Below are 14224 nucleotides of genomic sequence, written 5' to 3'. Positions count from 1 at the left end.
AAGCGTCAGGAGGCCGCCGCACCCCTACGGTGGGCAGCAGAGTCCTACGCCAAGCCGCTCCCTGAGCTGCGCGCGCACCACCCACGACCACTGAAGGGCCGGGATCCACTGTGCCGAACTCTGCTGCAGCCCCCACCGCCTTCTGGCTCGCCGGCCGTGAGGCCACCGGCGAGGCCACCTTCGACGTCACCTCCCCCTGGGACGGACGTCTCGTCGGCACGGTCAGCGTCCCCACCGAGGCCCAGGTCGAGGAGGCCGTCGCCGCCTCCGTAGCGGTCCAGGACGAGCTGGCCGCGACCCCCGCCCACGTGCGCGCCGCCGCCCTCGACCACGTGGTGCGCGGGCTGCTGGAGCGCACCGAGGAGATCGCCCGGCTGATCTCCGCGGAGAACGGCAAGCCCATGAAGTGGGCGCGCGGCGAGGTCGGCCGGGCCGTCTCCGTGTTCCGCTTCGCGGCCGAGGAGGCCCGCCGCTTCAACGGCGGCGAGGGGCAGCGCCTGGACACCGACGCGGGCGGCACCGGCCGGCTCGCGCTGACCCGCCGCTTCCCCCGCGGCACCGTCCTGGGCATCGCGCCGTTCAACTTCCCGCTGAACCTCTGCGCCCACAAGATCGCCCCGGCCATCGCCGCCGGCGTCCCGATCCTCCTCAAGCCGGCCCCGGCCACCCCGCTGTCCGGCCTGATCCTCGGCGAACTGCTGGCCGGCACCGACCTGCCCGCCGGCTCCTGGTCGATCCTCCCGGTCCCCAACGACCGCATGGAGGCGCTGGTCCAGGACGAGCGGCTGCCGGTCATCTCCTTCACCGGCTCCGACAAGGTCGGCTACGCCATCCTCGACTCGGTGCCGCGCAAGCACTGCACCCTGGAGCTCGGCGGCAACGGCGCGGCAGTCGTGCTGCCCGACTGGTCTTCGGAGCAGGACCTGGACTGGGCGGCCCAGCGCATCGCCACCTTCTCCAACTACCAGGGCGGCCAGTCCTGCATCTCCGTCCAGCGGGTCATCGCCGACGCCTCGGTCTACGACCGGCTGGTCCCCAAGGTCGTCGCCGCCGTCGAGGCCCAGGTCACCGGTGACCCGTCGGACGACGCCACCGAAGTCGGCCCGCTGGTCAGCGAGGACGCCGCCAAGCGCGTGGAGTCCTGGGTCGAGGACGCCGTCGAGCGCGGCGCCAAGCTGCTCACCGGCGGCAAGCGCGACGGCGCCGCCTACGCGCCGACCGTGCTGGAGGACGTGCCGGCCGGCGCGATCCTCGCCACCGAGGAGGTCTTCGGCCCGGTCCTCAGCCTCCAGAAGGTCGACGGCGTCGACGCGGCGTTCGCAGCTGTCAACGACTCCAAGTTCGGCCTCCAGGCAGGGGTGTTCACCCACGACACCCAGACCGCCTTCCGCGCCCACCGGGCGCTGGAGGTCGGCGGTGTGGTCATCGGCGACGTGCCGTCCTTCCGCGCCGACCAGATGCCCTACGGCGGCGTCAAGCAGTCCGGTGTCGGCCGCGAGGGCGTCCGCTTCGCCATGGAGGACTACACCTACGAGCGGGTGCTGATCCTCACCGGACTGGACCTGTAAGCCGCGGCACCTTCCCGGGAGCGGGCGGGCCGGACCGCCGGCCCGCTCCGCACCCCCTCCGGTCCGGGCCTGGCCCGGTGGACAGCAACGGTCTTCCCTTGGGCCGTACCTCCCGCCAGGCCCCGGTCGGCGCATCCGCCCGCGCCGGCCTCCCTCCGCGCGGCGCGCTCCGGCACCCTGTTTCCGGAGCGCGCCGCGTCCCCCTTTTTCCCCGGCACTGCCCCCTCGCCAGGCCGGGCCCACCACGCTACGGCCCCGCTCCGTCCCGGTTCCTCCTGACCGCGACGGATGCGGGGCCGGGCCGCGCGGGGTGGAACCGCCGCGCGCGTACAACCAGCGCGGTATGCCGCACCCCCCCAAAGGCCGGCTTGAGAAGCCCCGCGGCCGTCCGTTCCGGCCGCGCCGGGGCCCGCCCGCGGGCTCCGCTCCGCTGGTGCAACTCGCATATATCGGGTACTTGTCACAAGTAGCACTGCCCGGCGGCAGACCTGCCCGCCGACGGCACTCCCGATCCGCGGCGAGGTGAGTTTCCCGATGACCGCTCCGTCCATCCGCAACGTTTCCGAGCGCGAAGCCCGCCAGGTCGCCGAGGCGGCCCGTGAGCAGGACTGGCACAAGCCCAGCTTCGCCAAGGAGCTGTTCCTGGGGCGCTTCCGGCTCGACCTCATCCATCCGCACCCCACCCCCTCGGTGGACGACGTCCGGCGCGGCGAGAAGTTCCTCGCCACGCTGCGGGAGTTCTGCGAGACGGAGATCGACGGCGCCCGGATCGAACGGGAGGGCCGGATCCCGGACGAGACCGTCCGCGGCCTGAAGGAACTGGGCGCCCTGGGCATGAAGATCGACCCGAAGTACGGCGGCCTCGGACTCACCCAGGTCTACTACAACCGCGCCCTCGCCCTCGTCGGCTCGGCCAGCCCCGCGATCGGCGCACTGCTCTCCGCGCATCAGTCGATCGGCGTACCGCAGCCGTTGAAGCTCTTCGGCTCCCAGGAGCAGAAAGAGGCGTTCCTGCCGCGGCTGGCCCGCACGGACATCTCGGCGTTCCTGCTCACCGAGCCCGACGTGGGCTCGGACCCGGCCCGGCTGGCGACCGAGGCCGTCCCGGACGGCGAGGACTACGTCCTGGACGGCGTGAAGCTGTGGACCACCAACGGCGTGGTCGCCGACCTGCTGGTGGTGATGGCCCGGGTGCCGGCCTCCGAGGGCCACAAGGGCGGCATCACCGCCTTCGTCGTCGAGGCCGACGCGCCCGGCATCACCGTCGAGAACCGCAACGCCTTCATGGGCCTGCGCGGCCTGGAGAACGGCGTCACCCGCTTCCACCGGGTGCGGGTCCCGGCCGCCAACCGCATCGGCCCCGAGGGCGCCGGCCTGAAGATCGCCCTGACCACGCTCAACACCGGCCGGCTCTCGCTGCCCGCGATGTGCGCCGGCACCGGCAAGTGGTGCCTGAAGATCGCCCGCGAGTGGTCCGGCGCCCGCGAGCAGTGGGGCCGCCCGATCGCCGAGCACGAGGCGGTCGGCGCCAAGATCGCCTTCATCGCCGCCACCACCTTCGCCCTGGAGGCGGTCGTCGACCTCTCCTCCCAGATGGCCGACGAGAACCGCAACGACATCCGCATCGAGGCCGCCCTCGCCAAGCTCTACGGCTCCGAGATGGGCTGGCGGATGGCCGACGAACTGGTCCAGATCCGCGGCGGCCGCGGCTTCGAGACCGCCGACTCGCTCGCCGCCCGCGGCGAACGCGCCGTCCCCGCCGAGCAGATGCTGCGCGATATGCGCATCAACCGGATCTTCGAGGGCTCCACGGAGATCATGCACCTGCTGATCGCCCGCGAGGCCGTCGACGCCCACCTCTCCGTCGCCGGCGACCTCATCGACCCCGACAAGACCCTGGCCGACAAGGGCAGGGCGGCCGCCAGGGCCGGCGGCTTCTACGCCCGCTGGCTGCCCAAGCTCGTCGCCGGACCCGGCCAACTCCCGCGTACCTACGCGGAGTTCGGCGAACTGGCGGGCCATCTGCGGTACGTCGAGCGGACCTCGCGCAAGCTCGCCCGGTCCACCTTCTACGCGATGTCCCGCTGGCAGGGGAAGATGGAGACCAAGCAGGGCTTCCTCGGCCGGATCGTCGACATCGGCGCCGAACTCTTCGCGATGAGCGCGGCCTGCGTACGGGCCGAGCACCTGCGGCTCACCGGCGACCACGGCCCAGAGGCCCACCAGCTCGCCGACGCCTTCTGCCGCCAGGCACGGATCCGCGTCGAGGAACTGTTCCACCGGCTGTGGACCAACACCGACACCCTGGACCGCAAGGTCGTCTCCGGCGTCCTCGGCGGCCGCTACACCTGGCTGGAGGAGGGCGTCGTCGATCCCAGCGGCGACGGCGCCTGGATCGCCGACGCCACCCCCGGCCGGACCGCCAAGGACAACGCCCGCCGCCCCTTCGTCTAGACCCTGTCGTCACACTCCCGTCTGCCGGGTGGCGCCCGGCCCGCCCTTTGGGCGGACGACGGGAGTTTCACGGCAGGACCTGGACCCGCACCGACCTCGTACGGGCGGCCCGCGCGTCGCCCGTACGGGGTGCGGACGCCCTCGGTGGCCGGGGCACCGTGCCGACCGGCCACAATGGACCACATGACGGACTCCCTCGCCCATCCGCACCTGCGCTTCGAGCCGGCCACCGGTGATCCGGCCGATCCCCGGGACATCGTGATCCTCGGCTCGACCGGTTCGATCGGCACCCAGGCCATCGACATCGTGCTGCGCAACCCCGGACGGTTCCGGGTCACCGCGCTCGCCGCGTCCGGCGGCCGGATCGAGCTGCTCGCCGAGCAGGCGCACCAGCTGCGGGTCGCCGCGGTGGCGGTGGCGCGCGAGGAGAAGGCGCCCGCGCTCCGCGAGGCGCTGGCCGCGCGCTACGGCGCGGGCGAGCCGCTGCCGGAGATCCTCGCCGGCCCCGACGCCGCCACCGAACTCGCCGCCTCGCCCTGCCACACCGTCCTCAACGGCATCACCGGCTCCATCGGTCTGGCCCCCACCCTCGCCGCCCTGAAGGCCGGCCGGGTGCTGGCCCTGGCCAACAAGGAGTCGCTGATCGTCGGCGGGCCCCTGGTCAAGGCCGTCGCCAGGCCCGGCCAGATCATCCCCGTGGACTCCGAGCACTCCGCGCTCTTCCAGGCACTGGCCGGCGGCAGCCGCGCCGAGGTCCGCAAGCTGGTGGTCACCGCCTCCGGCGGCCCGTTCCGCGGCCGCACCCGGCGCGAGCTGGCCGGCGTCACGCCCGAACAGGCCCTGGCCCACCCCACCTGGTCCATGGGCCCGGTCGTCACCATCAACTCCTCGACCCTGGTCAACAAGGGCCTGGAGGTCATCGAGGCGCACCTGCTCTTCGACGTCCCCTTCGACCGCATCGAGGTCGTCGTCCACCCGCAGTCCTACGTCCACTCGATGGTGGAGTTCACCGACGGCTCCACCCTCGCCCAGGCCAGCCCGCCCGACATGCGGATGCCGATCGCACTGGGTCTGGGCTGGCCCGAGCGGGTCCCCGACGCCGCCCCCGGCATCGACTGGAACACGGCCCGGACCTGGGAGTTCTTCCCGCTCGACGAGGAGGCCTTCCCCTCCGTGCCGCTGGCCTGCCGGGTCGGCGAACTGGGCGGCACTGCGCCCGCCGTCTTCAACGCCGCCAACGAGGAGTGCGTCGAGGCGTTCCTCACCGGCGGGCTGCCGTTCACAGGGATTGTGGATACCGTCGCGGCAGTGGTCGACGAAGGGCTGGCATCCGCAGTGGTGACGAAGCAGACCCAGGACGGCGGTGGAACCTCCCTCACCGTCGCAGACGTCCTGCAGGCCGAGACCTGGGCGCGCGCCCGCGCCCGCGAACTGGCCGCCACGGCGGCACGCACTCCCTCGGAGGTCCGCGCATGACGACCTGGATGACCATTCTCGGCATAGTCGTCTTCGTCGTCGGCCTGCTGTTCTCCATTGCCTGGCACGAACTCGGCCACCTCACCACGGCCAAGATGTTCGGTATCCGCGTGCCGCAGTACATGGTGGGCTTCGGGCCGACGCTCTTCTCCCGGAAGAAGGGCGACACCGAGTACGGCATCAAGGCGATCCCGCTGGGCGGCTACATCCGGATGATCGGCATGTTCCCGCCCGGTGACGACGGGAAGCTGCAGGCCCGGTCGACGTCCCCGTTCCGCGGCATGATCGAGGACGCCCGCTCCGCGGCGTTCGAGGAGCTCCAGCCCGGCGACGAGCACCGGCTCTTCTACACCCGCAAGCCCTGGAAGCGCGTCGTCGTGATGTTCGCCGGGCCGTTCATGAACCTGGTCCTGGCCGTGGTGATCTTCATGAGCGTGCTGATGGGCTTCGGCATCAACTCCCAGACCACCCAGGTCAGTTCGGTCTCGGACTGCGTCATCTCGGCCTCCGCCGGGACCGACAAGTGCCCCGCCGGCGCCAAGGACTCCCCGGCCAAGGCGGCCGGCCTGCGCGCCGGCGACAAGATCGTCGCCTTCAACGGCCACCCCGTCCCCGACTGGGGCACCCTCCAGGAGCAGATCCGCCGGACCACCGGCCCGGCGACCCTGGTCGTCGAGCGGCACGGCGCCAGGACGACCCTGCACGCCGACCTCATCGAGAACAAGGTCGCCAAGACCGACGGGCGCGGCGGCTACGTCCCCGGCGAGTACGTCACCGCCGGCTTCCTCGGCTTCACCCCGGCCAGCGGCATCGTCCAGCAGACCTTCGGGCAGTCCGTCGACCGCATGGGCAACATGGTCGGCCAGGGCGTGGAATCCCTGGTCCGCGTCCCCGGCAAGGTCCCCGACCTGTGGAACGCGGCCTTCAACGGCGCCGAGCGCAAGCAGGACTCGCCGATGGGCGTGGTCGGCGCGGCCCGGGTCGGCGGCGAGGTCTTCTCCCTGCACATCCCGCCGGAGCAGCGGGTGGCGACCATGCTCTTCCTGGTCGCCGGCTTCAACCTCTCGCTGTTCCTGTTCAACATGCTGCCGCTGCTGCCGCTGGACGGCGGGCACATCGCCGGCGCCCTGTGGGAGTCGCTGCGCCGCGTCTTCGCCAAGGTCGTCCGGCGCCCCGACCCCGGACCCTTCGACGTCGCCAAGCTGATGCCGGTGGCCTACGTCGTCGCCGGGATCTTCCTCTGCTTCACCCTGCTGGTGCTGGTCGCCGACGTGGTGAACCCGGTGAAGCTGACATAGCGCCAGACACCGCCGGCCGGGCACGCTGCGACCGTATGGGCGTGCCCGGCCGCCCCCTTCGGTGGGGCCCACGGGTTCGATGTGCCTCCGGCGTTGCGGGTGCCGTAGGCTCGATGACCGGAGCCCGCCGAATCCGGGCCTTGATCCATACCTTGGGGTTGCTCGCCAGATGACTGCCATCGCACTGGGAATGCCGAACGTACCGACCAAGCTCGCCGACCGCCGGGTCAGCCGCAAGATCCAGGTCGGTTCGGTCGCCGTGGGCGGAGACGCACCGGTCTCGGTGCAGTCGATGACGACCACCCGGACGTCCGACATCGGCGCCACGCTCCAGCAGATCGCCGAGCTGACCGCGTCCGGCTGCCAGATCGTCCGGGTCGCCTGCCCGACCCAGGACGACGCCGACGCGCTGTCGGTGATCGCCAAGAAGTCGCAGATTCCGGTCATCGCCGACATCCACTTCCAGCCGAAGTACGTCTTCGCCGCGATCGACGCCGGCTGCGCCGCGGTCCGGGTCAACCCCGGCAACATCAAGCAGTTCGACGACAAGGTCAAGGAGATCGCCAAGGCGGCCTCCGACGCCGGCACCCCGATCCGGATCGGCGTCAACGCCGGCTCCCTCGACAGGCGCCTGCTCCAGAAGTACGGCAAGGCCACCCCCGAGGCCCTCGTCGAGTCCGCCCTGTGGGAGGCCTCCCTCTTCGAGGAGCACGGTTTCCGTGACATCAAGATCTCGGTCAAGCACAACGACCCGGTCGTGATGGTCAACGCCTACCGCCAGCTCGCCGCCCAGTCCGACTACCCCCTCCACCTCGGCGTCACCGAGGCCGGTCCGGCGTTCCAGGGCACCATCAAGTCCGCGGTGGCCTTCGGCGCGCTGCTCAGCGAGGGCATCGGCGACACCATCCGGGTCTCGCTCTCCGCCCCGCCCGTGGAGGAGGTCAAGGTCGGCATCCAGATCCTGGAGTCGCTCAACCTCCGCCCCCGCCGCCTGGAGATCGTCTCCTGCCCGTCCTGCGGCCGCGCCCAGGTCGACGTCTACAAGCTCGCCGACGAGGTCACCGCCGGTCTGGAGGGCATGGAGGTGCCGCTTCGCGTCGCCGTCATGGGCTGCGTCGTGAACGGCCCCGGCGAGGCCCGTGAGGCCGACCTCGGCGTCGCCTCCGGCAACGGCAAGGGCCAGATCTTCGTCAAGGGCGAGGTCATCAAGACCGTCCCCGAGTCCAAGATCGTCGAGACCCTCATCGAAGAGGCCATGAAGATCGCCGCGCAGATGGAGGCCGACGGCATCGCCTCCGGCGAGCCGATCGTCACGGCCGCCGGCTGATCCCCACGGCACAGGGGGCTGTCCCTTACGGGACGGGGGAACAGATCCCGTAGGGGGCACGAACGCCCCCTGCGGGGCCCCAACGCGGCGGAGCCGAGCCGGTATTCCCGTTCCGCCCCCGCGCGCGGACGTGCGGTCCCGCGCACCGGCCACCGGTCCCGCGCACCGGCTTCAGGTCCCGCGCATCGACGCGTGTGAGCGGCGCGTGTGCAGGAGCGATGCGCACGAGCGACACCCATGAGCCCCGCCGCCCCACTCGGGCCGCGGGCTCGCGCATGCCCGTCCCAGGGAGCCCGAGTGCTCCCGCCAGGGTGGAGGTACAGTGCCAGGACCCGCTCCGCCTGGCCTCCCAGGCCCCTTACGGTGAGGCTTTCCGACACGTGCTGACGACCACCTCCATCAAGGTCCTCGAACCGGGAGAGCTCGACGAGGCCCTCGCGGTCCTGGACCGCGAACCGGTCGCCAACGCCTTCGTCGCCGCCCGCGTCCAGGTCGCCGGCCTCGACCCCTGGCGGCTCGGCGGCGAGATGTGGGGCTGGTACGTCGGCGGACGCCTGGAGTCCCTCTGCTACGCCGGCGCCAACCTCGTCCCCGTCTGCGCCACCGCCGAAGCCGTCCGCGGCTTCGCCGAACGCGCCCGCCGCCAGGGCCGCCGCTGCTCCTCCATCGTCGGCCCCGCCGACCCCACCGCCGAACTGTGGTCACTGCTCGAACCTCACTGGGGCCCGGCCCGCGAGATCCGCGCCCACCAGCCGCTGATGGTCACCCGCACCCCGTCCGCCGAGGTCGCCCCCGACCCCCGCGTCCGCCGGATCCGCAAGGACGAACTCGACCTGGTCATGCCCGCCTGCGTGGCGATGTTCACCGAGGAGGTCGGCATCTCCCCGCTCGCCGGCGACGGGGGGCTCCTCTACCAGGCACGGGTCGCCGAACTCGTCGGCGCCGGCCGCTCGTTCGCCCGTATCGAGGACGGCAAGGTCGTCTTCAAGGCCGAGATCGGCGCCGCCACCCCGCTCGCCTGTCAGATCCAGGGTGTCTGGGTCGACCCCGCGCACCGCGGCAAGGGCCTGTCCGAGACCGGTATGGCCGCCGTGCTCCGCTACGCCCTCAGCGACGTCGCCCCCGTCGTCAGCCTCTATGTCAACGACTACAACACCGCTGCCCGCGCCGCCTATCGCCGGGTCGGCTTCGAGGAAGTCGGCGCGTTCATGAGCGTACTTTTCTGAGCCGCCGCCTTGTACGCTCCGAGCATGGATGACGTCGCGGTGGGCCCCCTCGATCTCGCTGCCCGCGTGGACGACGCGCTCGCCGTCCAGGCCCTCGCCTTCGGCCTCACCGACGAAGAGATCGCCGTCCGCCGCCACATCGTGCTGCGCCACCTGGGCTGCACCGGCGCCCGCGCCCTCGGCGCCATCACCCCCGCCGGCCGCCTCGTCGGCTTCGTCTACGGCATGCCCAACGACCGCACCCACTGGTGGTCCACCGTCGTCGAGCCCTATCTGCGCAGCCAGGGCCTGGACCACTGGCTCGACGACTCCTTCGTGATCACCGAGCTGCACGTCCACCCGGCGTACCAGAACCGCGGCATCGGCCGCACCTTGATCACCCGGATCACCGACGAGGCCACCCAGCCCCGCAGCATCCTCTCGGCCATCGACACCGAAAGCCCGGCCCGCGGCCTGTACCGCTCCCTGGGCTACCACGACATCGCCCGCCGGGTCCTCTTCCCCAGCGCCCCCACCCCCTACGCGGTCATGGGCGCCCACCTCCCCCTGAAACGCCCCTGAGCACACCCCACACACAAGCCGCAGACAACATCGAGCGCCCGCCCCCACCGCCCTTCAACCACCCACGCACGGGAGGGCCGACAGCGCCCCGCGCAGCGGATAGGCACCGCGGCCGACCCACCCCGCGCAGCGGCCCCGCAGGTGCCGCAGGCGCAAGACAGCAACCCCCACGGCGGGAAAGCCGACAACGCGCGAAGCAAACCCACCGCACGCGCACCGGTTTCCATGGGACACACCCCGCCAGCTAACCTCCATGGAGTCACCTTTCTTACGCAGGAGAAACTCCCATGGCCAACGCCGCACAGGTCCAGCGCATGTCCCGGTTGATGTTCAAGACCCTGCGCGACGACCCGGCCGACGCCGAGGTGCTCAGCCACAAGCTCCTGGTGCGCGCCGGTTTCGTGCGCCGCACCGCCGCCGGTGTCTGGTCCTGGCTGCCGCTGGGCAAGAAGGTCCTCGCCAACGTCGAGCGGATCGTGCGCGAGGAGATGGACGCCATCGGCGGCCAGGAGGTCCTGCTGCCCGCCCTGCTGCCCCGGGAGCCCTACGAGGCCACCGGCCGCTGGGAGGAGTACGGCGCCGAGCTGTTCCGCCTGAAGGACCGCAGGGGCGGCGACTACCTCCTCGGCCCCACCCACGAGGAGATCTTCACCCAGCTGGTGAAGGACCAGTGCACGTCCTACAAGGACCTGCCGGTGATCCTCTACCAGATCCAGACCAAGTACCGCGACGAGGCCCGCCCGCGCGCCGGCATCCTGCGCGGCCGCGAGTTCCAGATGAAGGACTCGTACTCCTTCGACACCGCCGACGAGGGCCTGGCCGAGTCCTACGGGCTGCACCGCGCCGCCTACCAGCGGATCTTCGAGCGCCTGGGCCTGGACTACCGCATCTGCGCGGCCACCGCCGGCGCCATGGGCGGCTCCAAGTCCGAGGAGTTCCTGGCCCCCGCCGCGGCCGGCGAGGACACCTTCGCCGACTGCCCGAACTGCGACTACGCCGCCAACACCGAGGCGATCACCTACGCCCTGAAGCCGGTGGACGCGGCCGGCGTGCCCGCGGCGGAGGAGATCCCCACCCCGGACACCCCGACCATCGAGACGCTCGCCGCGCACCTCGGTGTGCCGGCCTCCGCCACCCTCAAGAACCTCCTGGTGAAGGTCGACGGCGAGATCGTCGCCATCGGCGTCCCCGGTGACCGCGAGGTCGACATGGACAAGGTCGAGGCGCACTTCGCCCCGGCCGCCGTCGAGCTGGTGACCGCCGAGGACTTCGTCGGCCGCGACGACCTCGTCCGCGGTTACGTCGGCCCGCAGGGCCTGGAGAAGGTCAGCTACCTCGCCGACCCCCGCATCGCCCCCGGCACCGCCTGGATCACCGGCGCCAACAAGGAAGGCGTGCACGCCAAGAACGTCGTCGCCGGCCGCGACTTCGAGGTCGACACGTACCTCGACGTCGTCGTGGTCCAGGAGGGCGACCCCTGCCCGAACTGCGGCACCGGCCTCAAGCTGGACCGCGCCATCGAGATCGGCCACATCTTCCAGCTGGGCCGCAAGTACGCCGACGCCTTCCAGCTCGACGTGCTCGGCCAGAACGGCAAGCCGGTCCGGGTGACCATGGGCTCGTACGGCATCGGCGTCTCCCGCGCCGTCGCCGCCCTCGCCGAGCAGCACGCCGACGACAAGGGCCTGTGCTGGCCCCGCGAGGTGGCCCCCGCCGACATCCACGTCGTCGCCGCCGGCAAGGCCAAGCAGACCGAACTCGCCCTGGAGATCGGCGAGCGGCTCGGCGCCGCCGGCCTGCGGGTCCTGGTCGACGACCGGCCCGGTGTCTCGCCCGGCGTGAAGTTCACCGACGCCGAGCTGATCGGCGTGCCGACCATCGTGGTCGCCGGCCGCCGCGCCGGTGAGGGCGTCGTCGAGGTCAAGGACCGCCGTACCGGCGAGCGCGAGGAGCTGACGGTCGCCGAGGCCGTCGCCCGCCTCAGCGCGTAGGCACACACGGCGAACGGGCCGGCCGGGGCACCCGCCCGCCGGCCCGTTCGCCGTGCTCGCCCACCGCCGGGCCGTTACAGACAGGCCGCGAACTCCAGCAGCGACTCGCCGCGCCGGCGGTCCCCGGACGCCGACTCCCGCAGCCCCGCGCGCACCGCCCGGTACAGCGTCCAGTCGCGCAGCCGCGCCCGGTCCACGTCCAGCGAGTCCGCCAGCTTCGCCACCCGCCGCCGCGCCACCGCGGCCGCCCCCGAACCGGCCAGCGCGTCCTCGAACCGGTCCAGCACCAGCCGCGCCAGGTCGTACGCCCGCTCACCGACCAGCGGCGACGGGCCCACCGCCAGCCACGGCGCACGCTCGCCGGCCAGCACTTTCCCCTGCCGGAACGCGCCGTGCAGCAGGAACTCCTCGGCCGCCCCGGCCGGCAGCGACCGCCCCAGCTCGCAGGCCTCGTCCACCAACGGCCCGGCCTCCGAGGAAGCCCCGGCCGCCCGCAGCCGCTCCGCGTCCTGCGCGGTCCGCTCCGCCACCGTCGCAAACGGATGCCCCTCAGGGGGCGCCACCCACAGCCGCCGGACCGTGCCGGCCGCCTCCAGCTGCGCCTTGGCCTCCGGCAACGACCGCAGCGACACCGCGCCCTGCAACCGCTCCAGCAGCAGCGCGCCGCTTGCCTCGTCGGCCCGCAGCAGTCGCACCGCGCCCCAGCCGTTCCACACCCGCAGCGCCGCCGCCTCCTGCGCCGCGGCCCGCCCCGGCACCGGGAACTTGAGCGCCGCCGGCGTCCCGTCCTCCTGCCGCACGAGCGCCACGAGGCTGCTGCGTCCCCCCGGGGCGTGCACCCGCTCCAAGGTCAGCCCCCAGGCCGCCAGCCGCTCCTGAACCAGCGCCGGGAGCGCCGCCAGCCAGGCCCCGACGGGACCCTCCTGAGCGCCGCCGAGCGCAGCGAGCAGTCTCTGCGGCGGTTCGATGGGTGCCGTTGCCATGCCTGAGCTGTCCTTTGCGTGGGGGAGTGGCCGCGGGTGCGGCCGGTGGTTCACAGGGCGTCGGAGGTGCTGCTCGCCGAACCCGACGGGGTGGGCGCCGCGGCCCGCTCCACGAGCCCAGGGAAGGCTACGCCGCCGCCCCGCCACCGCACCGCGCGCACCGCCGCTTCGCGGAGCGCGGCCGCCGCCTCCTTGCGGTGCGCGCCGTCGGAGGCCCGCACGAGGTCGGCGTAGACGGCCGCCACCCGGTCCTCCAACTCCGCCGCCAGCCGCGTCGCGGCGGCCGCGTCCGGCACCGGGAACGGCAGCTCGTAGGCGGCGGCCGCGGCCTGCGGCGTCCCGCCGAGGTCCCGTACGGTCCGGCGCAGTGCGTCCCGGCGCGCGCGGTGGGTGTCGTACGAGCTCTGTGCCTCCGCCCGCCGGTCGGCCCCGACCCGGCCGCCGACCACGCCGTACCCGTACACCGCGGCGTGCTCGGCCGCCAGCGCGGCCTGCGTCGCGCTCAACTCCGCGCGCCCGGCCCCGCCGCCGCGCCGGGTGTCTGTGCTCGTGCTCGCCATAGCGGTTCTCTCTCGTCGTGGTGCGTGGGGGGTGAGGTGGGCGGGCTGCTCGTGGCGGCCCCGGAGTCCGTCCTCGGGGCGGGCGCCTTCGGTCGGTCGGTGGAGGCGTGCCCGGCGTTCGCTCCGGATGCTGCGGGCGGGCTCAGGGACCCTCCGGCCCGGCCCGGCCCGGCCCGGTGCGCGGAGCACGCACTGCCCCGGTACCGGTCGGCTGCACGGCTGCGCCCGCCGGCGGGGGGCCGGGTGGACGCGTCCCGCGGTCACGGTGAGGCGGGACGTTCCGCCGCCGTGAGGAGGTAGGCGTGCGCGGCGCCCGCTGCCGCGACCGAGGCGAGGAGGCGGGCGAGTTCGGGGGGTGCGGAGAGCAGTGCCGCGGTGCGGGCGTCCGCGAGCGTGCGTTCCGCGTCGGCGAGCGCCGTACGGGCGTCGCGTTCGTCGGGCGGCACGGGGGGTGTGGCGGCACGGCGCGGTGCGCCGGATGCGGATGCGGAGGCAGAAGGGGAGGGGGCGGCGGAGGTGAACGCCTCGGTGTGGCGGGCGACTTCGGCGCGCAGCGGGCGAAGTCGCCCGGCCAGGGCGGGATGTGCGGCCAGGGTCGCGTCGTAGCGTGCCAGGAGGGCCGTGCTGTCGTGGGCGGCCCCGTTCCGCAGCCGCTCGGCGGCGGCGGAGCGTTCGGCGGCCCGAGGGTCGGGGCCGGCGTCGTCTGCACACCCGGCGAGCAGGGCCGCACCCCCGAGGGCGGCGCCGGCCAACAGGGTCGTTCTGCGTGTGAGCGCCACA

Annotated in this window: 11 protein-coding genes; 8 read left to right on the top strand and 3 right to left on the bottom strand. The window is 73.0% G+C overall.

What is annotated here, in order from left to right:
• Positions 1 to 110 precede the first annotated feature (110 nt).
• From ACIQE0_RS17485 to ACIQE0_RS17450, 8 genes are all read left to right on the top strand, one after another.
• Positions 111 to 1568, top strand: a complete 1458-nt coding sequence (locus tag ACIQE0_RS17485; RefSeq protein ID WP_366337505.1) for an aldehyde dehydrogenase family protein — start codon at positions 111 to 113, stop codon at positions 1566 to 1568.
• A gap of 534 nt (positions 1569 to 2102) precedes the next feature.
• The gene (locus ACIQE0_RS17480; RefSeq protein WP_366337503.1) at positions 2103 to 4022 is read left to right on the top strand and encodes an acyl-CoA dehydrogenase family protein; all 1920 of its coding nucleotides are present in this window, start codon (positions 2103 to 2105) and stop codon (positions 4020 to 4022) included.
• 183 nt (positions 4023 to 4205) lie between these two features.
• A complete protein-coding gene (gene dxr / locus ACIQE0_RS17475; RefSeq protein WP_402332902.1) occupies positions 4206 to 5498 on the top strand; it encodes a 1-deoxy-D-xylulose-5-phosphate reductoisomerase in 1293 nt (430 codons plus the stop codon).
• Entirely contained in the window at positions 5495 to 6796 is a 1302-nt protein-coding gene (locus tag ACIQE0_RS17470; RefSeq protein ID WP_402332899.1) for a M50 family metallopeptidase, read from the top strand. Before dxr ends, ACIQE0_RS17470 begins: the two co-directional genes overlap by 4 nt.
• A 169-nt stretch (positions 6797 to 6965) precedes the next feature.
• On the top strand, positions 6966 to 8123 hold the full coding sequence (gene ispG / locus ACIQE0_RS17465; protein WP_366337497.1) for a flavodoxin-dependent (E)-4-hydroxy-3-methylbut-2-enyl-diphosphate synthase: 1158 nt from the start codon (positions 6966 to 6968) through the stop codon (positions 8121 to 8123).
• A gap of 380 nt (positions 8124 to 8503) precedes the next feature.
• Positions 8504 to 9349 (top strand): GNAT family N-acetyltransferase, encoded by an 846-nt coding sequence (locus tag ACIQE0_RS17460; RefSeq protein ID WP_366337495.1) that lies wholly within the window; start codon positions 8504 to 8506, stop codon positions 9347 to 9349.
• A 24-nt stretch (positions 9350 to 9373) separates the two neighbouring features.
• A complete protein-coding gene (locus tag ACIQE0_RS17455) occupies positions 9374 to 9910 on the top strand; it encodes a GNAT family N-acetyltransferase (protein ID WP_402332894.1) in 537 nt (178 codons plus the stop codon).
• A gap of 287 nt (positions 9911 to 10197) precedes the next feature.
• Positions 10198 to 11901 (top strand): proline--tRNA ligase, encoded by a 1704-nt coding sequence (locus ACIQE0_RS17450; protein ID WP_402332891.1) that lies wholly within the window; start codon positions 10198 to 10200, stop codon positions 11899 to 11901.
• Between the two features lie 74 nt (positions 11902 to 11975).
• Here the strand turns inward: ACIQE0_RS17450 and ACIQE0_RS17445 are convergent, their stop codons facing one another.
• The 3 genes from ACIQE0_RS17445 to ACIQE0_RS17435 form a co-directional block, all read right to left on the bottom strand.
• Positions 11976 to 12884: an aminoglycoside phosphotransferase family protein gene (locus ACIQE0_RS17445; protein ID WP_402332888.1), complete on the bottom strand. Its 909-nt coding sequence runs from the start codon at positions 12882 to 12884 to the stop codon at positions 11976 to 11978.
• A 50-nt stretch (positions 12885 to 12934) separates the two neighbouring features.
• Positions 12935 to 13444: a DUF4439 domain-containing protein gene (locus tag ACIQE0_RS17440; protein WP_366339232.1), complete on the bottom strand. Its 510-nt coding sequence runs from the start codon at positions 13442 to 13444 to the stop codon at positions 12935 to 12937.
• Between the two features lie 260 nt (positions 13445 to 13704).
• Complete coding sequence (locus ACIQE0_RS17435) at positions 13705 to 14223, bottom strand: hypothetical protein (RefSeq protein WP_366339276.1); 519 nt, start codon at positions 14221 to 14223, stop codon at positions 13705 to 13707.
• Between the last annotated feature and the right edge of the window lies 1 nt (position 14224).

Origin of the sequence: Streptomyces sp. NPDC093097 (assembly GCF_044754325.1) — a bacterium.
Taxonomy (GTDB): domain Bacteria; phylum Actinomycetota; class Actinomycetes; order Streptomycetales; family Streptomycetaceae; genus Streptomyces.
Note: the sequence above shows the minus strand (reverse complement) of the source record. Positions and strands in the feature narration are given on the sequence as shown.

Coding starts and splice junctions, on each gene's coding strand:
- ACIQE0_RS17445 (WP_402332888.1), bottom strand. CDS start 12,884: ATGGCAACGGCACCCATCGAACCGCCGCAGAGACTGCTCGCTGCGCTC.
- ACIQE0_RS17480 (WP_366337503.1), top strand. CDS start 2,103: ATGACCGCTCCGTCCATCCGCAACGTTTCCGAGCGCGAAGCCCGCCAG.
- ACIQE0_RS17450 (WP_402332891.1), top strand. CDS start 10,198: ATGGCCAACGCCGCACAGGTCCAGCGCATGTCCCGGTTGATGTTCAAG.
- ACIQE0_RS17455 (WP_402332894.1), top strand. CDS start 9,374: ATGGATGACGTCGCGGTGGGCCCCCTCGATCTCGCTGCCCGCGTGGAC.
- ACIQE0_RS17470 (WP_402332899.1), top strand. CDS start 5,495: ATGACGACCTGGATGACCATTCTCGGCATAGTCGTCTTCGTCGTCGGC.
- dxr (WP_402332902.1), top strand. CDS start 4,206: ATGACGGACTCCCTCGCCCATCCGCACCTGCGCTTCGAGCCGGCCACC.
- ispG (WP_366337497.1), top strand. CDS start 6,966: ATGACTGCCATCGCACTGGGAATGCCGAACGTACCGACCAAGCTCGCC.
- ACIQE0_RS17440 (WP_366339232.1), bottom strand. CDS start 13,444: ATGGCGAGCACGAGCACAGACACCCGGCGCGGCGGCGGGGCCGGGCGC.